Genomic DNA, 22,260 nt, shown 5'->3' with positions numbered 1-22,260 from the left:
CCGGGAAACCGAGGCGCCCCGGCCACGGGTCCACCCGTGGTCGCAGGAGCGGATGGAGGCGGCCATGGCGTACCGTCCGACCGTCGCCGAGGTGCCCGACCTGTCCGTCCTCACGCTCGGCGTGGAGGAGGAGTTCCTTCTGCTCGACCCGGACAGCGGGCGCAACCTGCCGGTGGCCGACCGGGTGTTGGCCGCGCTGCGGGGCCCGGCCCGCGACCAGAGCCGTCAGGAGTTCCGGCACAGCATGGTGGAGATGGTCACGCCGGTCTGCGCCGACCTCAACGAGCTGCGCACGCACCTGGTGTCGCTGCGCCACTTCGCCGCCGAGGCCGCCACGGCGGCCGGCGCCCGACTGGTGGCCGTCGGCGCCACCCCCGTGGCCGAGCCGCACCGGACCGTCCCCGACCGGCCGCGCTACCACGCGATGTCGCGCCGGTACGGCCCGGTGGCGCACGACCCGGCGGTCTGCGGCTGTCACGTGCACGTCGGGCTGCCCGACCGGGAACTGGCCGTGCAGGTCTGCAACCACCTGCGTACGTGGCTGCCGGTGATCCAGGCGATCACCACCAACTCGCCGCTGCACGACGGGCGCGACACCGGCCACGCCAGTTGGCGGTCGATGCAGTTGGAACGCTGGCCCAGCATCGGCCCGACGCCCTACTTCGACTCCGCCGCCGACTACGACCGGACCGTGGACGAGCTGATCGCCGCCGGCATCATGCTCGACGCCGCGATGGTCTACTGGTACGCCCGGCCGTCGTCGGCCTACCCGACGGTGGAGGTGCGGGTGGGCGACGTCTGCGCCGACGTGGACGACGCGGTGCTGGTCGCCGCACTGGTCCGGTCCCTCGTCGCCACCCTCGCCGACGACGTACGCGCCGGGGCGACCGCCCCGCACACCCGGGACTGTCTGGTCGCCGCCGCGCACTGGCGGGCCGCCCACGACGGCCTCGACGGCGAGCTGATCGACCTGCGCGCCGGCGGCACCCGACCAGCCTGGGCAATGGTCGACGAGCTGATGGCGGTGATCGCACCGGCCCTGCTGCGCCACGGTGACCTCGGGTACGTGTTGGCACACCTGGCCCGACTGCGCCGCGACGGGACCGGCGCGACCCGGCAGCGTCGGGTGCTGGAACGTACCGGCGACCTGCGCGCCGTCGTCGACGACCTGGCCGCCCGCACGGCCGCCGCCTGACCGCGACCCTGCGGCGAGCGGCGGGACTCAGCGGACGTCGTGCGTCTGCAGCCACAGCTCCAGCAGGCCGAGCTGCCACAGCTTGTTACTGCCCGCCGCCGCCTCGGCCCGGTCCGGTTCGGCGAGCAGGCGGGCGACGTATCCGGGGCGGAACAACCCCCGCTCGCGCGCGGCCGGCGCCTGCAACGCCTCGGCGACCAGCTCCCGCACCGGGCCGTCCACCGTGCGTAGCGCCGGTACCGGAAAATACCCCTTGCGGCGGTCGATCACCTCGGCGGGCAGCACCTCCCGGGCGACCTCCTTGAGCACGCCCTTACCGCCCTGCGCGACCTTGTGCTCCGGCGGGCAGTGCGCGGCCAGGGTGACCAGGTCCTGGTCGAGGAAGGGAGTGCGTACCTCGAGGCCCCACGCCATGCTCATGCTGTCCACCCGCTTGACCGGGTCGTCCGGGAGCATCAGGTGGGTGTCCAGGCGCAGCACGGCGTCCAGCGCGGTCTGCGCTCCCGGCGCGGCGAGGTGCGCGGCGAGCAGTTCCCGGCTGGCGTCGCGCCCCAGCGCGTACTCCGGGCCGACCAGGCTGCTCAGCTCGTCGTGGTCGCGGTCGAAGAACGCGGCGGCGAACGTCTCGGCGGCGCTGTGCCGAGGTGCCTCGGTGAGCGGCTGGTGATAGCCGTAACCGGCGAACACCTCGTCGGCGCCCTGCCCGGACTGCGCCACCTTCACGTGTTGCGCCACCTGCTCGGACAGCAGGTGGAAGGCGACCACGTCGTGGCTGCCCATCGGCTCGGTCATCGCCAGCACGGCCCGCCGTACGGCCGGCACCAGATCGTCGTCGGCCAGCCGGATCCGGTGGTGGTCGGTGTCGAACGCGCGGGCCACCAGGTCGGAGTAGTGGAACTCGTCGCCGGACTCGTCGCCGCGGCTGTCGAAGCCGATGCTGAACGTCCGCAGGTGCCGCTGGCCGGCCTCCGCGAGGAGCGCCACGATGAGGCTGGAGTCCAGCCCACCGGACAAGAGCACGCCTACCGGTACGTCGGCGACCAGCCGTCGGCGTACCGCCGCGCGCAGCGAGTCCCCGATGGTGGCCCGCCAGTCGGCGGCGTCCATCCCCGCGTCGGCGGGCTCCCGCACGTAGTCGGGTCGCCAGTACACCTCCTCGCGGCTGCGCCCGTCCGCCTCGATCACCCGCAGGGTGGCCGGCGGCAGCTTGCGCACACCGCGCAGCACCGTCCGGGGCGCGGGCACGATGGAGTGCCAGGACAGGTAGTGGTGCAGCGCCACCGGGTCGATGTCGGTGTCGACGTCGCCGGCCCGCAGCAGTGCGGGTAGGGTGGAGGCGAACCGCAGCCGCCCGGCCGTCTCGGCGAGGTAGAGCGGTTTGATGCCGAGCCGGTCACGGGCCAGGACCAACCGCTGCCGGGCCCGGTCCACCAGGCCGATCGCGAACATGCCGACCAGGTGGTCGACGAAACGCTCACCCCAGTGCGCGTACGCCACCAGGATCACCTCGGTGTCGCTGGTGGACCCGAAGGCGTACCCGGCGTTCTGCAACTCCTCGCGCAGCTCGGGATAGTTGTAGATGCAGCCGTTGAAGACCAGCGCGAGGCCCAGGTCGTCACGGACCATGGGCTGCCCGCCGGCGTCGGACAGGTCGATGATGGTCAACCGGCGGTGCCCGAGGGTCACCCAACCGTCGGCGAACAGGCCCTCGTCGTCCGGGCCACGGGAGCGCATCGCCTCGGTCATCCGGGTGACCGCCGCCGAGTCGGGCGACCGGCCGTCGAACCGCGCCTCCCCGCTGATCCCGCACATCAGGCGGGGCGGTGCTGGTCCAGGGCAGACATGGCCCCTCCTGTCAGGTCTCCCCGACTGGTGGTGGCGGGGCCCGCGGTGGGAACGGGGCCGCTGGCTACCCGCGCGGCGGGCGGGCAAACCCGCAGGTGAGCCCGCGTACGGCTCAGCCGCGCAGGGTGCGCAGGATGCGGGCCAGCTCGGCCCGGTCGGTGTCGTCGAGGTGCCCGAAGAAGCGGTCGGCCTCGGCCCGGCGGGCGGCTCGGATGGCGGTGCTGACCCGGTTGCCCTCGTCGGTGAGGGCGACGAGCGTGGCTCGCCGGTCGGCCGGGTCGGGTCGGCGTTCGACGAGCCCACGGGCTTGCAGGTCGTCGACGACCTCGGTCGCCGAGCGGGGCGCGATGCGCAGGTGCTCGGCGAGGGTGCCGGGGCGTACCTCGCCGTGCCGGCCCAGCACACCGAGCGCCCGGGACTGGCTGGGGCTGATGTCCCAGGGTGCCAACGACTCCCGAGTCTGCCGGCGTAAACGGGACGCCACCGCCCAGAACGTCTCGGCCAGGCTCTCGTCGTCGGCGCTCGCGGGGGTGTGCTCGGTCACCGGAATACCGTAGCAGCAGATGCGGTTGTTCCCTCATGTTGAGGTAACCTCAGTAATATCCCCGATCGAAGGGCAGTTTTCCTTGGAACCCACCCCCATGGGCCGCGACCGTGGCCGCCGCACCGTCAGCGCCGAAGAGAAGGCACAGGCCCGACAGGTGTCGCTGCGTCGCATCGGCCGTCTGTTCAATCCCCACCGACCCGCGCTCGCCGCCGTCACCGCGATCATCGTGCTCTCCTCGATCGTCGCGATGGCCAGCCCGTTCCTGCTGCGCGCCGTCATCGACCGGGCGCTGCCGCAGGGCGACGTGACCCTGCTGGTCTGGCTGGTCCTCGGCATGGTCGCCGTGGCCGCGGTGACCTCCGCCCTCGGCGTCGTGCAGACCTGGATCTCCACCCAGGTCGGCCAGCACGTCATGCACCGGCTGCGCACCGACGTCTTCAGCCACCTCCAACGCCAGTCGCTGGGCTTCTTCACCCGTACCCGCACCGGCGAGGTGCAGTCCCGCATCACCAACGACATCGGCGGCATGCAGTCGGTGGTCACCTCCACCGCCACCGCCGTCGCGTCCAACCTCACCACAGTGGTCGCCACCGCCGTCGCCATGGTCGCCCTCTCCTGGCAACTCTCCCTGGTCTCGCTCGTGGTGCTGCCGCCCGCCGTCTGGCTGACCCGCCGGGTCGCCCGGATGCGCCGGGAGATCACCGCCCAGCGGCAACGCGAACTCGCCGACCTCAACGTCACCGTCGAGGAAGGACTCTCGATCAGCGGTGTGCAGCTGGCCAAGACCCTCGGCACCGGCCCTGCGCTCATCGAGCGGTTCACCGCCTCCTCGGCCCGACTGGTCGACCTGGAACTGCGCAGCGAGCTGGCCGGCCGCTGGCGGATGGCCTCGATGAGCATCATCTTCGCCGCCGTACCGGCGGTCATCTACCTCGCCGCCGGGCTCCCCGGCACCGCCGGCACGCTCAGCATCGGCACCCTGGTCGCCTTCACCGCCCTGCAGGGTGGCCTGTTCCGGCCGCTGATGGGCCTGCTCAACGTGGGTGTCTCGCTCACCGCGTCGCTGGCGCTGTTCGCCCGGATCTTCGAATACCTGGACCTGCCGGTCGACGTGGCCGACCCCGCCGAACCGGTCCGCCTCGACCCCGCCCGGGTGCGCGGCCACCTGCGCCTGGAGGACGTCACCTTCGGCTACCCGGGCAGCGACACCGCCGCGCTCGCCGGGATCACACTGGACGTGCCCGCCGGCACCAGCCTCGCCCTGGTCGGCGAGACCGGCTCCGGCAAGAGCACGCTCGCCGGGCTGGTCAGCCGACTGCACGATCCGACCGCAGGCCGGATCACCGTCGACGGCGTCGACCTGCGCGACCTGCGCCTGGCCGACCTGGCCGCGATCGTCGGCGTGGTCAGCCAGGAGACGTACCTGCTGCACACCACCGTCCGGGAGAACCTGCGCTACGCCCGGCCGGACGCCACCAACACCGAGATCGAGGACGCCGCCCGCGCGGCCCAGATCCACGACCTGATCGCCGGCCTCCCCGACGGCTACGACACGATGGTCGGCTCACGCGGGCACCGCTTCTCGGGAGGCGAGAAACAGCGCCTCGCCATCGCCCGCACGTTGCTGCGCGACCCGCGCATCCTGGTCCTCGACGAGGCCACCAGCGCGCTGGACACCGAGACCGAACGGGCCGTGCAACGCGCGTTCGACGTGCTGGCCGAGGGCCGGACCACCATCACCATTGCGCACCGGCTCTCCACCGTCCGCGACGCCGACCAGATCGCGGTGCTCGACCACGGCCGGATCGTCGAGGCCGGCACCCATGACAGCCTGCTGAACCGCAACGGCCGCTACGCCACACTGGCGGCCTGAGCATCCGCTCACAACCGTCTCGAAACCGTCGCTAAAACTGTCTCATTATTCCGGGCCGAGGTGTCGGTAGACGGTGGCCCGCGAGACACCCAGCGTCGCGGCGATGGCATCCACCGAGTGGGTGCCCGCCGCGTGCATCCGCCGGGCCGCCTCCACCTGCTCCCGACCCAGCGCCGGCGGTCGCCCCGGCCGTCGGCGCGGGCTCGCCGCTGCGCTGACCGAGCCCGATGGCGTCGTCGGGGTCGCGCCCCCCGGGGCCGGTTGCCTCGCCGTCGTGCGCGCGGAGGTGACGCGTGTGGGCGGCGGGATCGTCGTGGTCGGGCGTGGCGTGGCTGCGGGGTTCGCGGCCGGGCCGGCGTCGGCGGGCAGCGGGGCTGTGCCGTCCGGGCGTGTCCCAGCTGCGCCGTCCGCGGGCAGCGGGGCCAGCAGCCGGCGTACGCCGTCGAGCATGTCGGCGCGGAGCGCCTCGTCGGACACGTCGGTGAAGAAGACGATCGGATCGCTGCAGGCGGCCACCGCCTGCACCGCGCGGACCCGCTCCCGGCACCCGGCGTCCGGCCCGGCGATGAGGTCGTTGGCCCGCATGGCGACCTCCATCAGCCGGTGGTACGTGTCGCCGCGACCGACCAACGCGATGTCGTGGAAGAGCATGCCGAGCGGCCGGCGATGGGCGAGCATGACGTCCACCCAGCCCTCCAGCACCGTCCACCGCGCTTGCTCGGTGGGCTGCGTCTGCGCGCTGTCGAGCAACGCCTCCAGGTCGGCCACCAGCGGCTCGACCAGGGCGGCGAGCAGGTGTTCCTTGGCCGGGAAGTGGTACAGGATCGCGGCCTTGGTCAGCCGTAACCGCTCGCCGATCTGCCGCAGCGACGTGCGTTGGTAACCGTGCTCGGCGAACAGGTCGAGCGCGGCGCGCAGGATCCGGGTCCGGGTGTCGTCCGGGGGATCGGCGGTCATGCCGGCCAGCCTAGCGACGTCCTGACCGGTAGGCACGATCGGCGTTGATTCGACTAACCATCGGTCAGTACAGTGGGGGCGGTCGACGCAGCCAACGGCAGGAGGGGCGATGCCCGTCATCTCGATCGGCAACCTGGTCAAGACGTTCGGTGCCATCCGGGCACTCGACGGGCTGGATCTGCGGGTCGAGCAGGGGGAGGTGCACGGCTTCCTCGGGCCCAACGGCTCCGGCAAGTCCACCACCATCCGCATCCTGCTCGGGCTGCTCCGTCGCGACTCCGGAGACGCCCAGGTGCTCGACGCCGACCCGTGGCGCGACGCGGTCCGGCTGCACCGCCGACTGGCGTACGTGCCGGGCGACGTCAGCCTCTGGCCCAACCTCACCGGCGGAGAAGCCATCGACCTGCTCGGTCGGCTGCGCGGCGGCCTCGACCGGCGTCGCCGCGACGAGCTGCTGCACCGCTTCGACCTGGACCCGACCCGCCGCTGCCGCACGTACTCCAAGGGCAACCGGCAGAAGGTGGCCATCGTCGCCGCCTTCGCCTCCCCGGTGGAGTTGTACGTGCTCGACGAGCCCACGTCGGGCCTCGACCCCCTCATGGAGGCGGTGTTCCAGGACGAGGTCCGACGGGTCAAGCAGGCCGGTGCCACAGTGCTGCTCTCCAGCCACGTGCTCGCCGAGGTCGAGGCGCTCTGCGACCGGGTCAGCATCATCCGCGAGGGCCGCACCGTCGAGTCCGGCACCCTCACCGAGTTGCGCCACCTCACCCGCACGGCGGTCACCGTGGAGACCGCCCGCCCGGTCAGTGGCCTGGACGCGCTGCCCGGTGTGCACGACGTGCACGAGGTCGACGGGCGTACCCACCTGGAGGTCGAGCCGGCCCACCTCGACGCGCTGCTCGGTCAGCTCGTCCGCTTCGGCGTACGTGCCCTGACCAGCACCCCGCCCACCCTGGAGCAGCTGTTCCTGCGCCACTACGGCGACGACCCCGCCGGTGCTGGTCCGGCTGATGGTGCTGGGTCGGCTGCCGGTGCTCCGGCCGCCGGTGCCTCGGACGCCAGCTCGCAGGCTGACGCACCGCAGGCAGGTGCCCGGTGAGCGCCCTCACCGGCACGGCCCTGCTGGCCCGGCTCGTGCTGCGCCGCGACCGGGTCCGCCTCGCCATCTGGGTCCTCGGCACACCGCTGCTCGGCTACGCCCTCGCGGCCAGCGTCGCCGGCATCTACCCGGACCAGGCGGCCCGTCAGGTCTACGCCACCACCTCGGCGTCCAGCCTCGTCGCCCGCGCCTTCAACGGCCCCATCGCCGGCACCGACCTCGGTGCGGTGGTCGTCGCCGAGACGTACGTGACGCTGGCCCTGATCGTCGCCCTGCTGAGCACCTTCGCGGTGACCCGGCACACCCGGCAGAACGAGGAGACCGGCCGGGCGGAGTTGCTCGGCGCCTCCGTCGTCGGCCGGTACGCGCCGCTCACCGCCGCGCTGCTCGTCATCGTCGCCGCGAACGTGGTCGCCGTCGCCCTGCTCGCGCTCGCCCTGGTCGGTGCCGGCCTGCCGTTGGCCGGTTCCGTCGCGGCCGCCGCCGCGATCGGCGGTGTCGGGGTCGCCTTCACCGCGATCGCCGCGGTCACCGCCCAGCTCTCCGTCACCTCCCGGGGCGCCAACGCGCTCGCCGCCGCCACCGTCGGGGTCTCCTTCGTGCTGCGCGCCGCCGGTGACGTGCTCGGCGAGCAGAGCGCCGACGGCACCCGGGTGCAGAGCGCCTGGCCGTCATGGATCTCCCCGCTCGGCTGGGGCAACCAGGTGCGGGCCTTCGAGGGCGAACGGTGGTGGGTCCTCGCCCTCCCGGTCGCGCTGCTGCTCGCCGGAGTGGCGGTGGCGTACGCCCTCGCCGAGCGACGCGACCAGGGCGCCGGGCTGGTCGCGCCCCGACGCGGACCGGCTACTGCCGCGCCACGACTGCTCAGCCCCGCCGGGCTGGCCTGGCGCATGCAGCGCGGCACGCTGCTCGGCTGGGCGGTCGGGGTGGCCGTGCTCGGGTTCTCCATGGGCATCGCCGCCGACGAGTTCAACGCCATGATCGACGCCAACCCGGCAGCCGCCGAAGCCATCAACGCGATGGGCGGGGGCGGGGTTCTGGTCGACGCGTACCTGGCCGCGATGCTCGGGCTCTTCGCGCTGACCATCGGCGCGTACGTGGTGCAGGCCCTCCTTCGGGTACGCGGCGACGAAACCGACGGCGTCCTGGAAGCCGCGCTCGCCACCGCGGTCAGCCGTACCCGCTGGCTCGGCACCCAGGTGCTCGCCGCGACCCTCGGCGCGGCCGCGCTGCTGCTGCTCGCCGGCCTGACCACCGGGCTCGGCTACGGCCTGGTCACCGACGACCCGTTCGGCCAGGCCGTCGACCTGGGCGGGGCCGCGCTGCTGCGCCTCCCCGCCCTGCTCGTGGTGGCCGGAGTGGTGACCACCCTGTTCGGGCTGCTGCCCCGCTGGTCGGTGGTGCTGTCCTGGACGGTCCTGCTGGTCTTCCTGCTGCTCGGGCAACTCGGGGCGGTGCTGGAGCTGCCCCAGGCCGCGCTCGACCTGTCGCCGTACACCCACGTGCCGTCCGTGCCCGCGGTCGACCCGGCGGCGCTGCCCCTGGTCGTGCTGACGGCGGTCGCCGCGGCCCTCCTCGCCGCAGGAGTGACGGCCTTCCGCCACCGCGACGTCCCAAGCTGAGGGTTTCCCTTGATCGTTGGCAGCTGAGCAGTTCGACACGCCGCGCACCGAACTGCTCAGCTGCCAACGATCACCGCCTGCCGGACCGAGCTGGGCCACCGAGATCGCCCCGGTTGTTGAACGGGGGAGCGACACCGGGCTTCCGCGACCGGGGGGGCGCCTCGTGCCGTTCGTCAGAGCGCACACCAGGAGGAACCTCTTCGGAGTTGATCCATGACCGCGCCGCCTCCGCCCAACCTTCCGGTGCCGCCGGTGAAGCAGATGACCAACGAGGACTTGACGGACCTTGCTGCGAGCGGCGGCCCGTACCGGGGCAAGGCGGTGTTTGAGCTGGTCGACCGGGCGCACTCCGACGATGATGCCGCCGCCAGGCTCGGCCAGCTGAGCCGGCTGACATTCGAGGCACTGGGTCACAGCGAACAGGCGGACTTCCTTACGTACGTCCAAGCGGAACGCATCGAGGACGCATATCCCAACATCTGACCGATGCGTTAGAGCCCGCGCGGTCAATTGATGCCGCTGCGGGCGGCGAAGCTGCGAAGCCCGGGTAGTGCCGGCGGCGTTCGACGCTGAGCAGTGCGTGGGTGAGCTGCTGACCCTGCGTGCGCTTGAGGCCTCAGCGTTGGCTCTGACGGAGGTTCCACCAGGGCTGGCGCTGGCGAGGGCTGACGGGAGCAGCTGTCGTGGTTTCTACCGGCGCGGTGCCGTTGAGGTTTGCGAGGGTCAGATGTCGGCGTGGCCGTTGCGCCGCCCGGAGGTCGTTGAACCATCGCACGAAGGTGCCGATGAAGATGCCGTCGGGGTCGTTGATGATGTAGATGCCGGTCAGCTCGACGACGTCCTCCCGCGCCTTGCCGTCGACGTGCTGGTGCATCTGCCATATCAGCCGACCACCATATTTCCCGTCTGCGGCGTTTTGAACGAGGACGAAACAGGTCGGGTATCTGCCGAGCACCGCCTCCAGCACGGCTTCCTTGCCCTGCTGGCCGGCTTTAACGATCTCCCGATAGTGCGCCAGGTAGTTCTCCGCCACGAGCTCCGCTATCGATTCGTCGGGGTGGCGCTCCAGCCGGTTCATGTCGAATTGTGAGAGCTGCACGATGCGGTGATAGCTGACTCTTCCGAGCTTCCGATTGAGTGATTCGAGGTACCGCAGGCTGTGGTCCTTCACGTGGGCATCGCCCGGCTGGATGCCGACCTCCACGAATGAGTTGACCGCGTAGATGCGGGAGTCGCCGTCCTCGTTCGCCGACTCGATGACCATCCGCGCGGCCGCGTAGAGGGCCCGCGCCTTCTCGTCCCGCTCCGGCGAGTGCTGGCCGGGATCCAGCGGGTAGTACTGAATGGAGAGACCGGCGCGTCGCGTCAGCTCCTCGACGCTGCCCCGTAATGAGACGAGGATGGCGATCACCACGATGAGGATGAAGATGAGAACCGCCAGGAGCGACGTCGTTTGAGTGGTGGCTTTGTCGGCGACGTTCTGACCCAGTTGCCCCACCAACGCCTGACCGAGCACCGCGAGCGTGAACGCGATCCCTGCGGTGAGTACCGCGACAAGTGGGCTCTTTCGGAAGAACAGCCAGGTCCTACGCATCAGCCGCCCTTCCTGGAGCTGTTTCTTGGATCTGGTGCCGGATAGCGTCGCGCAGCCTCGCATTCCGATGTTCGCATGCCGATCAAGGCGACGAGAATGACAGAAATCCGATAGCCGGCTGGTGGGTGGCCTCACCTCGGCACGTCGCCACCCGTGCCGGGGTGACCCTGTCGGGGCGCGACGTTCGGCGACCCGAATCGGCCCGCCTCCGGACGGCGACGCTGGCCCAGCAGTTCGTCGATCCACCGGACGGCATCGCGCTGTCTGCTGAGCATGTGCTGCCGGGCGCTGGCCAGGTCCGGGTCGCCACCGGCCACCGCGAGGTGTTCGTCCAGGATGCCGAGCCACCGGCGGCTGAGTTCTTCGGCGTACCGCGCCCGCTGCAGGTGCTCTTCAAGGCGACAGTCGAGGTCGACCAACCGATCGATCTGTGGCTGAACCGCCCGCCTGATCTGCTCGTCGAGCCGGACGGCGACGTCCGGCTCGCAGCTGACCTCAAGGTCGCCTCGCTTGTACCCCCACGGGCCCTGCTCGGCGAGCGACTGCTGCAGGTGCCTCTCCAGGTCCGCCGCGCGGTGCGGGGCCAACTCACGGGCGGCGTCGGCGGCCACCCGGGTCAGCCGCTGGAGCGCCTGCGGCATGAAGTAGTCGGCGTACCAGCTCAACACCTCGGCACGCACGCTCACCGCGGACGACCAGGCAAACGTCGCACGGATGTGGAAGGAATACACGTAACCCTGGGCGGGCACCACGATCTGCCTGGGTGCGGTGCGCTGCTCGATGAGGGGGCCGGACGGTGCCGGTGCGGCCAACCCGACGGGTGCCTCGTCCTGGAGGGCGGCGACCAGCCGATCCCAGTTCCGCGCCCACCACCGCCAACCGCGGACACTGCCGTCGCGGGCGACGACCAGCGCGCGAATGCCCCGGTGTCGCCACAGGTCGGTGGGCCTCGGCCTGCCGTCGGGGGCGTCCGTCATGGCACCCTCCACGGCCTCGGATCCGCGTCTCACGCTAACAACCAGTGCCCGAAATGCCCGTAGCCACGCCGTCATGGGAGCGCTGCCGACGACGAAGCCGGTGCGACACCACGCCGTCGTCTGGTGATCGTCGGGGCGTCGTGTGCCGGTCAGTCGGGGACGACATCCTGCCCGGGTGCGCACACTGCCGACCGTCGTCGCGTACCGGCTGCTCGGGGGCGTCGGTGCCACGCTGCTGTCCTGCGCCGGCCTGGCCGCCGGGGCGCTGCCCGTCGGCGCGCACGCGGCCTGGTGGAGCGCGCTGCGGCAACTCGCGGGGCCGGGGCTGCTCTGCGGGTACGCGGGCCTGACCCTGCTCGTGGCCGCGTGGTGGTGGGCGGGCCGTGACCTGCGGCCCGCGCACACCGCCCCGCGCGCCGCGCGGACAGCAGAGTCCCGGACGGTACGGCGGTCGGCCACGCTCACCCTGGCCTGCTGGGCGGGGCCGCTGCTGGTGGCGCCGCCGCTGTTCAGCCGGGACGCCTACAGCTATCTGGCGCAGGGCGCGATGGTCCTCGCCGACATCGACGTGTACCGGCACGGGGTGGCCCAGTTGGGCGGTGCGTTGGCCGTCGAGGTGCCGCAGATGTGGCAGCAGACCCCCGCGCCGTACGGGCCGGTGTTCCTCGCCGTGGCGGCCGTCGTCAGTGGTGTGACCGGCGGCGAACTGGTGCTGGGTGTGCTCGGTCTCCGCCTGGTGGCGGTGGCCGGGGTGGCGCTGCTGGTGGCGTACCTGCCCAGGCTGGCCCGGCACTGTGGCGTGGACCCGTCGGCCGCGCTCTGGCTGGGTGTGCTCAACCCTCTCGTACCGTTGCACCTCATCGCCGGCGCGCACAACGAGGCGGTGATGCTGGGGCTGCTGGTGGCCGGGCTGAGTCTCGCCTTCGCGCACCGCTACGGCGCCGCGACCGTGCTGGTCACCCTCGCCGCGCTGGTCAAGGTGCCGGCGGTGGTCGGGCTGCTGGTGGTCGTCTCGCTCGCCGCGCGTCACCGCGGGCTGCCGACCTCGGTGGCACGCACCGCGGGGGTCGCGGTGGGCACCGCCGCCGCGGTCACCTGGGCCACCGGCATCGGGTACGGGTGGATCGGCGCACTCGGCACACCGATGTACCGGCACAGCTGGTCGATCTCCAGCGCGCTCGGTCGGGTGGCGCTGCGGGCAGCGGGCCGGTCCGGTCTGCACCTGGGCGACGCTCCGATGCGGCTCTGCCTGGCGCTGGGGGTGGCCGCCGTACTGGCCGTGGCGGTCGCCGCGTGGTGGCATCGGCGGCGGCTCGGCCCGGCGTACGCGCTGGGGTTGGTGCTGCTGGCGGCGGCCCTGCTCGGCCCGGCGACCCGGCCCTGGTACGCGCTCTGGGGTCTGGTCCTGGTCGCGGCGGCGGCACACGGGCGGGCCCGGCCGGCGGCGGCACTGGGCGCGGTGGTGCTCGCGTTCGTGGCGCTGCCCAGTGGGTTCGGACCGGACACCGCGCAGGCGGTGCTGGCCGCCGCCGGGGTGCTGGTGGGGCTGCTCGTGGTCGGCTCACTGCGCCTGCTGTTGCCACCGGCGGCCGTGGAGGTGGCCCGATGAGCGCCGACCGGCGTCGAGCGGCGACGGTGGCCGCGCTGGCCGTCGCACTCACGGTGGCGATCGCGGTGCTCCCCGGTCACCGGGGTTGGTTCGACGTCGGCGTCTACCACGGTGCGGTCGGCCACTGGGTACGCGGCGGTGACCTGTACGAGTGGACCACCAGCAACGGGTACGGCTTCACCTACCCGCCGTTCGCGGCCGCGAGCATGCTGCCGATGGCCGCGCTGGCCTGGTACCCGACGATCGTGGCGAACCTGCTGCTCACGGCCCTCGCCGTCGTGTTCCTGCTGCACCTGCTCGTGGACCCGGTGGCCCGGCGGCACGGCTGGAGCCGCTGGTACGCGCTCGCGCTGTCGTGTTGTCTGCTGGCCGGGCTCAACCCGGTGCGGGACACGGTCAGCTTCGGGCAGGTCAACCTGGTGCTGGTGGCGCTGGTCTACCTGGACCTGTGGTTGGTGGAGCGGGGCAGCCGGCTGGCCGGCGTCGGGACCGGCCTGGCCGCGGCCGTCAAGCTCACCCCGGCGGTCTTCGTCGGTTACCTGCTGGTCACCGGTCGCTGGCGGGCCGCCGCCACCGCCATCGGCACCGCCGTCGCCGCCACCACTGTCACGGCGGCCCTCGCGCCGGACGCCACCCGCACGTTCTTCACCGAGGCGCTGTGGGACACCGACCGGGTGGGCCGGTTGGCGTACGTGTCCAACCAGTCCCTGCTCGGCGTGGTCGCCCGGCTCGACCCGGCGCACCCGGACCGGCGGCTGTGGTTGGCGCTGGTCGCCGTCGTGCTGGTCGTGTGGGCGTTACGGGCTCGCCGGGCGGTGCGCGTCGGCGACGAACGCGCCGGCTTCGCGTTGACCGGTGTGGTCGCGTGCCTGGTCAGCCCGGTCACCTGGGTGCACCACCTGGTGTGGCTGGTACCGGGGTTGGTGGTGATCGCCGCGGCCACGCTGCCGTGGCCGCCGGTCGACCCGCCCGCCCGTCGTCGGGCACGTGCCGGCGTCGCCGGGTACGTCGTGCTCTGCAGTGGGCTGGTCTGGGTCTTCGCCAACGGGTCGGCCGGGCCGCTGGGGTTCCTCGGCGCGAACGCGTACGTCTGGGTCAGCATCGGGATGCTCGTGCTGCTCCCGGTCGGCCAGGCGAGCCCGGGCACCGCGAACAGCGTGATGCCGCAGCGGCATCGTGATGCCGGTGTGGCATCACGCTCGTCCAAGGACATGCCGCCCCGCCTCCGTTGACCGGGTGCTCAGTTCCCGACAGTCGGGGCAGCACGCGGGCGCGGTGACGGTGGCGGTGACGCTCGGGTGACGGGCGCTTCGCGATCCTCGTGCCGGAGCCGGGCACTGTGCACCGGCGCGGGCAACGGGGAGGCCGTGCGGTGGACTTCGTCGACGCGGTGCTGGTGCGGCTGGCCGACCCGGGCACCCGCGCGTCGCTCTTCGACGAGGCGTCGCTGGCACACCTGGTCGAGGCCGCGTACGACACCGAGGCGATGCCGGTCGCGCCGCCGTACGCGGCGGTCTTCGACGAGCTGACCCTCGGCTTCGCCGCCGCCCCCGTCACGGTGGCCGAGGGGGAGTGGCTGGGCTCCGCGGGCACCGAAAGGACGGAGCTGCGGGTGCGCCTGCACGGCCTCGGCGGTGCGGCGCTGCGGATCGACGCGCTGTGGCGGGGCAGCCTGGTGGTGCGCACCAGCGCTGCCCGGGACCGGGTCGAGGACCTCGACGTGGCGGTGCCCGCCTTCGACGTGGACCCGCAGATCATCGCCGACCTGGGCGCGTTGCCGTCCGACCCGGCGCAGTTGGAGACCGAACGCCGGACGCGGCTGGTGACCCGCCTGCGGGCCGGACTGCACCAGCCGGCCGCGTTCACCGACGCGCACCTGGACCGACTGCTCGCGGGTGTCGGCGCCACGAACGCCGGTGACCTGGTGACGCGAATGCGCGGGCAGGCCGCCGGCGCCACCGTGAAACTGCGCTACGCCGCGCCGTCGGCCGCCCCACCCACTCCGCGCCCACTGCCGTTCGCCGCCGCCGTGCTGATCCGCGACAAGGGCTTCTCCCTGGCCGACCTGCTGGTGGAAACCCGACTGGTGCGGGCCCGCGCCGAGGAGTTGGGGCTGGACGTGCCCGCACCGGACGACGTCCGGCGACGACACCGGGTGGTCGCCGTCTGGGTGGTCCCCGTCGAGACGTTCGACGACGACGGCTGGCCCGGCGGCGACACCGGCACCGACGCACAGAAGCGGGCCGCCCGGTTCGCCCGGGCCGGCCAGTGGCTCGCCCGCAGCGGCATCGGACTCGCCGCCGTCTCGACCTGAGAACTCAGACCAGCAGCAACTTCGTCCGGGAGGACCCGTGGCACCGACAGCAGCATTCCCGTTCATCGAGGTCCGGATCGTGCCACCACCGGCGCCGCTGGCGCAGCGCTCTCCGGGCGTCATCGCCGTGGTGGGCAAGGCACCGTCGACGGCCGACGGCGGCTCCGCGCCGGCCAACACGCCGGTCCGGATCGAGACCCTCGACGACGCGGTCACCAACTTCGCCCGCCGGCAGGCCGGCAACGTGGTCCGCAACGCCCTCTACAACTCGTTGGAGTTGGCGTTCCTGCAGGACCCGCGCCCGGCCAAGGTGTACGGGGTCAAGGTCGCCGGCGACGACTACGCCGCCGCGCTCGGCGGTCTGGAAGCCGCCGACGACGTGACAATGGTGTCGCTGGCCAACGAGTCGAGCGTCGGGAACCCCGCCGGTGCGGGCGCGCCCACCGGACTGCACGCCCTCAAGGCGCACGTGGAGACGATGTCCGCGGCCGGCCAACGGCGGATCGGGTTCGCCATGGTCAACCCGGCCACCGAGAAGAGCCCCACCTACGTCGCGGACATCACCGCCACCGCGAACCCGCTCAAGAGCAGCACCAGCCGGATGATGATGATCGCCGCCCGGGGCGCGGACGGCGACGCGGCCACTGCCGCGATGGCCGCCGTGGCCGGACTTCCCGTGCACCACAGCATCGTGCTCAAGAAGATCCGTGGAGTCGCCATCCCGGTGGCCAAGCAGTACAGCCCCGCCGAGATCAAGAGCCTCTCCGAGGCCAACCTGACGCCGATAATCGACCCGACCCTGATCACCGGGGAGAGCCTGCACTTCGCCGACGGACGGCTGTTCACCTCCGACGCCAGCCTGCTGCACGTCGACCTGGTCCGCACCCTCGACCAGATCGAGTTCATGCTGCGCGCCGGCCTGATCGGCCTGGTCGGTGACGCACGGATCACCAAGCCGGGCATGACGCTGCTGAAGACCCAGGTCGACGGCATCCTCGGCCCGCTCAAGCGGCAGGCGGTGATCGACGACTACCGCATCGAGATCCCGGTACTGGACATCCTCGCCATCCCCGAGGTCGCGCGTACCGCCACCGACACCTCGATCGTCACCGCCGCCCGGGCCGACCGCACCGTCGACCTGGTCGTCACCGTCACCTACGGCCCGGCCGTGAGCCGCCTGCTGGTCACGCTCGTGGCCAAGTTCTGACCCGGAGGAACCAGACCATGGAGTGGAAGACCCGCCTCGCGGTGCAGTACACCAAGGGCACCGAGACGGTGCTGATCAGCCCGATCGACTCGTTCAGCCCGTCCTTCTCGCTCAACGTCGAGGCGCTGCACTCGTGCGAGGTGACCCACATGGGCGCCATCCACGCGCCGGTCTCGATGAACTTCACCATGACCGTCAAGGCGATCGGGGACGTCGCCGGTCGGCTCACCAAGCTGGCCCTGGACGGGGAGCTGTTCGACATCGCGCTGCTGGAGCACACCGGCGACGACTGGTCGTTCTCGTCCTTCGTGCTGCGCGACTGCCTGATCACCAGCGCCACCCCGACCACCGCCACCATCTCCGGCGCTCCCGCGGCCACCTTCAGCGGCTTCAGCCTCGCCGCCACCGTCGACCCGAAGACCGGCGACCAGTCCGTCCTGCCGTAACCCGACGAGGATCAACCGGAGGTAGCGAAATGGCGACCGGTGCTGGCCGTGCCGCCCGGGTCACCCGTACCGGGCTGGCCCTGGTGCACGCGGGTGAGCTGGTGCTGCCGGCGGCCGGCAGCGAGGCGGAGGCCGAGCAGGTCGCCGAGGACGATCGCGCGGTCATCGCGTACCACTTCCCGGTGGAGATCGAGGTGGTCGCGGCCGGCGACGCCGTCGACGCCGACGCGCTCGCCGACCTCGCGTTGGCCCGCCTCGCCGAGCACCTGGACGGGCGGTTCTGACGGTGGCCATCTCGGTGCACGTGCCGGTGCGGATCCGGCTGGACGCCCGGTCGGTGACGGAGCGGCCGGAGGCGGTGACCGACGCGCTCGGCGCGGCCCTGGCCCGCGCGTTGGAACGCTCCCGCCGCGAGGTGGTCGCACCCCGCGGCGGCTATCTGGAGGTACGCCCCAACTCGCCGGAGTTCCGCTGGACCGGCGCGGGCGGCGAGCGGGTGTCCCCGGACGACCGGCGGGCCTTCGAGGCCCGGCTGCGCCGGCGCATCGACGAGGTGATCACTGCGGCGCGGCTGGACCCGGTGCTGCCCGCCGGCGTGGCCGCGCCGCTGAGCCGGCCGCCGGCCGAGGTGTTCGACCCGCAGCGGATGCGTCACCTGCTGGCCGTCTACCGGGTGCCGTCCTACGACGACGGTGGCGACGCCGCCGAGGTGCCGGTGGACGGCGACGACCCGCCGCCGGTGACCTACCAGTGGCTGCTGCGCCCGGTCACGTACCTGGCCAGCCACTTCGTCGAGCTGGCCCGCGAGGCGGTACGCCAGCACGGGGGTCTGCCGTCGGGCACCCCGCAGGGTGTGATCGCCCGGGTGGTCGGCTCCGACGGACGCCCGGTCTGGGTGGTCATGGTGACCACCACTCCGCTGTCGGTGCTCACCTTCGAGCGGTTCGGCGAGACGGTGTTCCGGGCCACCCCGCAGCCGCACTTCGAGGTGGAGGAGCGGGTGCCCAGCCCGCAGCCCGGCACGGTGCAGCGGCGGCCGGTGGCCGACCGCAGTGCCCTGGTGGCGATGGTGGACGAGGAGCTGAGCGCCGACATCCGGCAGCGGTTGCGGACCGCCCAGCCGCGTGGCGAGACCACCAGTGTGGACGAGTACCAGGCGCAGATCGAGCGGGCCGTCGACGCCGAGGTGACCCGGCGGGTCGACGCGATCCTCGCCTCGGTGGGCGGTGCGGTGCCGACCTGCCTCGTGGTGATCAGCATCGGTGGGGTCTCCCTGCTGCTGGTGGGCACCGAGGAGACCGACGCCACGCTGCACTGGACCGGCACGGCGAACCTGCTGCCCATCACCGTCGAACAGCGCCCGGCCGCTCCGCCGGACCCGAACGCACCGCCCGGCGGCGGCACCGGCGACGGCACCGGTTCAGGGGCGGGTGCAGGCGGATCCGGTGTGGGCAGCGGATCCGGCGGCGGCAGCGGACCCGACGGCACCGGCACCGGTGGCCTCGGCACCGGCACCGGGCCCGGCGGGGGTGCCGGTGGCAGCGGCGGGGACGGCACCGGCGGTGCCCGGCGGGGTGGGTTCGTCTTCGACCCGAGCAGCCCCAGCGCCCCATCCGGCACCGAGGGTCGCCGGTTCCCCGCCGTCACCGGCGAACACTCCGAGATGCGGGCCTGCGCCCCCTTCAACGGCGAACCGGAGCTGGCCGCCCTCGGCCCGGACGGCGACGAGCTGCGCCAGCTGATGGACGACATCGCGTTCCGGCTGCAGATGGGCGAGCCGTGCCGTTACCCGGCGAACTTCTGCCTCCAGGCCGCCGCCATGCTGCGCGGTCGGGCCGCGGCGATCAGCCTGCTGGTCGGCTCGGCCGAGCGGGAGGCGTTCACCCGTCCGGTGCCGGAAGGCTCCGGCGGGCTCGGCCCGCTGGACTTCCGGCCGGTCGCCTCGCCGGCCGTGCAGTTCCTGCGCCACCTCGCCGGTGTGCTGCCCCGCCTGGATCGCCTCGCCCAACTCGTGATGGGCCGCTACCGCCAGCCCGAGCACTTCGCCCGGATCCAGGGCGGCTGGATCGACACGTCCGCCTCCTGGAACCTGCACTTCCTCCAGGCGTTCAGCCCGGCCGTGAAGGGCGCGGTCGGGCAGCTCTTCGTCGTCGGCAGCCAGGCCATGCTCGTGCAACTGCTGCTCAGCTCGCGCACCGGCATCGACGCGCGGATCGCCAACTTCGACAGGTACGCGCCGATCTTCGAGCGGTTGATCGTCTCCCAGCTCACCGACTACGCCGAGTTGCAGGGGTTGCGGGAGCGGTTGCGCCGGCACGAGGCCGCCCGGTGGACGCAGGCGCACACCGACCTGGGCGACGGCACCGTCGCCACGCTGAGCATGGCCAACCCGTCCACCGCCTGGTACGGGGCCGCCCGCGCCATCTCCAGCGCGTTCCTCGCCGCCGAGGCCGCCCTGACCAGCCCCGGGGCGGCCGGCGAGATCGTCGAACGGGACGGCACCACCCGGATCCGCGACTCGCACGCGGTGCTGTGGACCCTCGCCGAGATCGAACAGGCGCTGGTCATCCAACGCGGCGAGGCCGAGGGCATCGACCCGCTGGTCAAGCAGATCACCGACGTGCCCGACGTGCTGGCCCGCTTCGCCGGCAACCGGTCCGCCATCCGCGACGAGCTGTGGCGCGTGCTGCACGAGATGCAGCGCAACAACACCGAGATGCTCGGCCGCGCCCGTACCGACGCCCCATTCGCCTTCCGCTCCAGCCGGATCAGCGAGCACATCCCGTCGGCCACCATCCCCGGCGGACGCTACGCGCTGCAGGGCATCCACCTGGTCACCCACCAGCAGATCGGCGAGTTCTTCGGCGGCAACCTCTACTACGCCACCGGGGTCGACGACCTGTTCAGCACCGAGCTGGGCCGAGAGGCGCTGAGCGCGTTCGGCATGATGGTGGGGATCATCGCGCTGTCGGTGCTCTGCCCGCCGCTGGGCTTCGTGGTCGGGGTGGCCGTCGCCGCCGTCGACGTGGCGCACGCCCACCAGCGCGCCCGCCTCTACGCGTCCATGCTCGACCCGGAGCTGGTGCTCACCCGCACCGAGGTCGAGGTGGAGCTGTTCGCCGCGTACCTCGGGCTGGCCCTGTCGCTGATACCGGAGGCCGGCACCATCGGCGGCGCGGCGGTGCGCGGCGGCCGGGTCGCCCTGCGCTTCGGCGTCCGCGCCGGGCTGCGCGCCGCCCGGCGGTACGTGGTGCGCCGGGTCACCCGGCAGATCATCGAGGCCGCCTCCCGGGACCTGCTGGAGGCGTTTCTGACCGAGATCCTGCTCAACGAGGTGCTGGAACGGGTCGTGCAGAAGCTGATGGAGCCGATCCTGGCCTACGTGGAGCGCGGGGCGATGCTCAGCGGCGCGGTCGGCGGCCCGGAGGGCGCCCGGTTCATCCTCATGGTGCTCGACTCGCCGCACACGACCGCGTCCGACCCGGGCGTGCCGGTGGTGCGGCCATGACGCCGCCGCGCCGGTTCCGCGCCGGTCGCTTCCTGGACTCCGCGGCGGTGCACGCCGCCGCCGACGCCAACCCGCGGCTGCGCCGTTTCCTGCGTACCGTGGCCGGGCACAGCGAGGGCGGCGAGGTGCGGTCCCGACGGCTGCTGGAGCACCTCATCCGCCGCATCGTCGACGACGTCGGCGACCTGCATCTGGGCAACGCGGTGAGCCGGCTGGAACGCATCGCCGTGCTGCGGGAGAACATCGCCGCGATCCTGGACCACGTCCTTGAGGGCCGCGCCCTGCCCGAGGGCACACCGGTGTCCGCGTTGGGGGAGTACTTCGACCAACTCCGAACGGAGATGCGTGAGCTGAGCCGACCGCGCGACGGGATCGTGGGTGACGCGCCGCTGCGGCTTGCCGACGACGCCGCCGCGTACGCCGAGTCGTTGCTGCGGGACTTCGAGGCCGGCGGCGGTCGGCACAGCGAGCCGGCAGCCGCGGTGGGCGATGCGTTCCGGGCCATGCCGGCGGACCGGCAGGCTGCCCTGCGCCGCGCCGCCGAGCTGGAGCCGCAGGCGCTGTGGCGGGCGGTGGCCAGCGAGACCGAGAGCGGTAAGCGGGCCGCCGTCGCGGACCTGGAGACCCGGCTCGGCGGCCGGCTCACCCCCGACGAGCTGGCCCGGCTGCGCGCCGCCGTCGACGATCTCGGCCGGGCCCGCTCGCGGGGCCTGCAGATGAACGAGGTGCGGTTGGCCGAGGTCCTGGCCCGCATCGCCGACCCGGAGCTGCGGGCGGTGGTGGCCAGCGGCGACGTGTGGCTCACCCAGCAGCTCGCCGCGCACAACCCGGAGGCGCTGGCCACCCTGTGGCGGCGCTTCCGGGAGCGGGGCGGCCGCGCCGACGACGGCCCCGGCTTCCGCGCGTACCTGCGCCACGAGATGGTCACCTACGGCCGCGGCGTGCTCGGCGAGTACAGCGCCGCGTTCTCGCTGAGCAGCATCGAGCTGTTCCTCAAGGGACCGGACGCCAACGTCAAGGTCGCCGGCACCGACCTGGTCGGCATCGGCCACGACGGCTGGGTGTGGCTGCTCGACGACAAATCGCACCGCGCGACGAGCGTCAGCGGAGTCAGCGCACTCACCGAGAACCTGGCCACCAACCTGCGCCGCGACGCCGCCGACTTCCGCGACGCCATCGCCCGGCTGCACCGTGACGACCCCGGTTTCACCCCCGACCCGCGGATCCTCGACGCGATCTCCCGGATGGAGGACGCCGCCGCCGAGATCGACCGGATCAACCGGCGCGGTTCCGCGTCCACCCGGCCCGCCCGGATCAGTCGGGCGCTCGAAGAGCGGCGGCTGCGGCTGCGCGTCACCAGCGCCGCCGGCGAGGTCCGCGAGATCACCCAGGCCCTGCGCGACCTGGGCCTGGCCGTCGAACCCACCGGTACGCCGGTGCCGCTGCCACCCACCGGAGGGCGCTGAG

General features: G+C 72.7%; 18 protein-coding genes. 13 read left to right on the top strand and 5 right to left on the bottom strand.

What is annotated here, in order from left to right:
• Window positions 1-64 precede the first annotated feature (64 nt).
• Window positions 65-1,195: a glutamate--cysteine ligase gene (locus O7614_RS18855; protein WP_278139778.1), complete on the top strand. Its 1,131-nt coding sequence runs from the start codon at window positions 65-67 to the stop codon at window positions 1,193-1,195.
• Between the two features lie 27 nt (window positions 1,196-1,222).
• Here O7614_RS18855 and O7614_RS18850 read toward each other — a convergent pair whose 3' ends face one another.
• Together O7614_RS18850 and O7614_RS18845 are read right to left on the bottom strand one after the other, a co-directional pair.
• A complete protein-coding gene (locus tag O7614_RS18850) occupies window positions 1,223-3,007 on the bottom strand; it encodes an N-acetylglutaminylglutamine amidotransferase (protein ID WP_278139777.1) in 1,785 nt (594 codons plus the stop codon).
• 145 nt (window positions 3,008-3,152) lie between these two features.
• Complete coding sequence (locus O7614_RS18845) at window positions 3,153-3,584, bottom strand: MarR family winged helix-turn-helix transcriptional regulator (RefSeq protein ID WP_278139776.1); 432 nt, start codon at window positions 3,582-3,584, stop codon at window positions 3,153-3,155.
• A 97-nt stretch (window positions 3,585-3,681) separates the two neighbouring features.
• Between O7614_RS18845 and O7614_RS18840 the strand changes: the two genes are divergently transcribed.
• The gene (locus O7614_RS18840; RefSeq protein ID WP_278142304.1) at window positions 3,682-5,460 is read left to right on the top strand and encodes an ABC transporter ATP-binding protein; all 1,779 of its coding nucleotides are present in this window, start codon (window positions 3,682-3,684) and stop codon (window positions 5,458-5,460) included.
• A 45-nt stretch (window positions 5,461-5,505) separates the two neighbouring features.
• Here O7614_RS18840 and O7614_RS18835 read toward each other — a convergent pair whose 3' ends face one another.
• Window positions 5,506-6,417, bottom strand: a complete 912-nt coding sequence (locus O7614_RS18835; RefSeq protein WP_278139775.1) for a TetR family transcriptional regulator — start codon at window positions 6,415-6,417, stop codon at window positions 5,506-5,508.
• A 109-nt stretch (window positions 6,418-6,526) separates the two neighbouring features.
• On the opposite strand from O7614_RS18835, the gene O7614_RS18830 reads away from it, so the two are divergent.
• The 3 genes from O7614_RS18830 (at window position 6,527) to O7614_RS18820 (ending at window position 9,621) form a co-directional block, all read left to right on the top strand.
• Window positions 6,527-7,516: an ABC transporter ATP-binding protein gene (locus O7614_RS18830; RefSeq protein ID WP_278139774.1), complete on the top strand. Its 990-nt coding sequence runs from the start codon at window positions 6,527-6,529 to the stop codon at window positions 7,514-7,516.
• The gene (locus O7614_RS18825; RefSeq protein ID WP_278139773.1) at window positions 7,513-9,138 is read left to right on the top strand and encodes an anibiotic ABC transporter; all 1,626 of its coding nucleotides are present in this window, start codon (window positions 7,513-7,515) and stop codon (window positions 9,136-9,138) included. The genes O7614_RS18830 and O7614_RS18825 overlap by 4 nt, the downstream gene beginning before the upstream one ends.
• A gap of 261 nt (window positions 9,139-9,399) precedes the next feature.
• Window positions 9,400-9,621: a hypothetical protein gene (locus tag O7614_RS18820; RefSeq protein ID WP_278142303.1), complete on the top strand. Its 222-nt coding sequence runs from the start codon at window positions 9,400-9,402 to the stop codon at window positions 9,619-9,621.
• A 133-nt stretch (window positions 9,622-9,754) separates the two neighbouring features.
• Here the strand turns inward: O7614_RS18820 and O7614_RS18815 are convergent, their stop codons facing one another.
• Together O7614_RS18815 and O7614_RS18810 are read right to left on the bottom strand one after the other, a co-directional pair.
• Window positions 9,755-10,732 (bottom strand): hypothetical protein, encoded by a 978-nt coding sequence (locus tag O7614_RS18815; protein ID WP_278139772.1) that lies wholly within the window; start codon window positions 10,730-10,732, stop codon window positions 9,755-9,757.
• Window positions 10,733-10,863: 131 nt separating this feature from the next.
• Window positions 10,864-11,709, bottom strand: coding sequence for a hypothetical protein (locus O7614_RS18810; protein WP_278139770.1), 846 nt, complete (start codon window positions 11,707-11,709; stop codon window positions 10,864-10,866).
• 175 nt (window positions 11,710-11,884) lie between these two features.
• On the opposite strand from O7614_RS18810, the gene mptB reads away from it, so the two are divergent.
• The 8 genes from mptB (at window position 11,885) to O7614_RS18770 (ending at window position 22,259) form a co-directional block, all read left to right on the top strand.
• The gene (gene mptB, locus O7614_RS18805) at window positions 11,885-13,318 is read left to right on the top strand and encodes a polyprenol phosphomannose-dependent alpha 1,6 mannosyltransferase MptB (RefSeq protein ID WP_278139769.1); all 1,434 of its coding nucleotides are present in this window, start codon (window positions 11,885-11,887) and stop codon (window positions 13,316-13,318) included.
• Window positions 13,315-14,550, top strand: coding sequence for a glycosyltransferase 87 family protein (locus O7614_RS18800; protein ID WP_278139768.1), 1,236 nt, complete (start codon window positions 13,315-13,317; stop codon window positions 14,548-14,550). Before mptB ends, O7614_RS18800 begins: the two co-directional genes overlap by 4 nt.
• 140 nt (window positions 14,551-14,690) lie before the next feature.
• On the top strand, window positions 14,691-15,632 hold the full coding sequence (locus tag O7614_RS18795) for a hypothetical protein (protein ID WP_278139767.1): 942 nt from the start codon (window positions 14,691-14,693) through the stop codon (window positions 15,630-15,632).
• Window positions 15,633-15,669: 37 nt separating this feature from the next.
• On the top strand, window positions 15,670-16,839 hold the full coding sequence (locus tag O7614_RS18790; RefSeq protein WP_278139766.1) for a hypothetical protein: 1,170 nt from the start codon (window positions 15,670-15,672) through the stop codon (window positions 16,837-16,839).
• A gap of 17 nt (window positions 16,840-16,856) precedes the next feature.
• A complete protein-coding gene (locus tag O7614_RS18785) occupies window positions 16,857-17,285 on the top strand; it encodes a hypothetical protein (protein WP_278139765.1) in 429 nt (142 codons plus the stop codon).
• A gap of 29 nt (window positions 17,286-17,314) precedes the next feature.
• The gene (locus tag O7614_RS18780; RefSeq protein ID WP_278139764.1) at window positions 17,315-17,569 is read left to right on the top strand and encodes a hypothetical protein; all 255 of its coding nucleotides are present in this window, start codon (window positions 17,315-17,317) and stop codon (window positions 17,567-17,569) included.
• 2 nt (window positions 17,570-17,571) lie between these two features.
• Window positions 17,572-20,793 (top strand): hypothetical protein, encoded by a 3,222-nt coding sequence (locus tag O7614_RS18775; RefSeq protein ID WP_278139763.1) that lies wholly within the window; start codon window positions 17,572-17,574, stop codon window positions 20,791-20,793.
• A complete protein-coding gene (locus O7614_RS18770) occupies window positions 20,790-22,259 on the top strand; it encodes a hypothetical protein (RefSeq protein WP_278139762.1) in 1,470 nt (489 codons plus the stop codon). Before O7614_RS18775 ends, O7614_RS18770 begins: the two co-directional genes overlap by 4 nt.
• Window position 22,260: the final 1 nt, after the last annotated feature.

This window comes from Micromonospora sp. WMMD961 (assembly GCF_029626145.1).
In the GTDB taxonomy this organism is placed as follows: Bacteria; Actinomycetota; Actinomycetes; order Mycobacteriales; family Micromonosporaceae; genus Micromonospora.
Note: the sequence above shows the minus strand (reverse complement) of the source record. Positions and strands in the feature narration are given on the sequence as shown.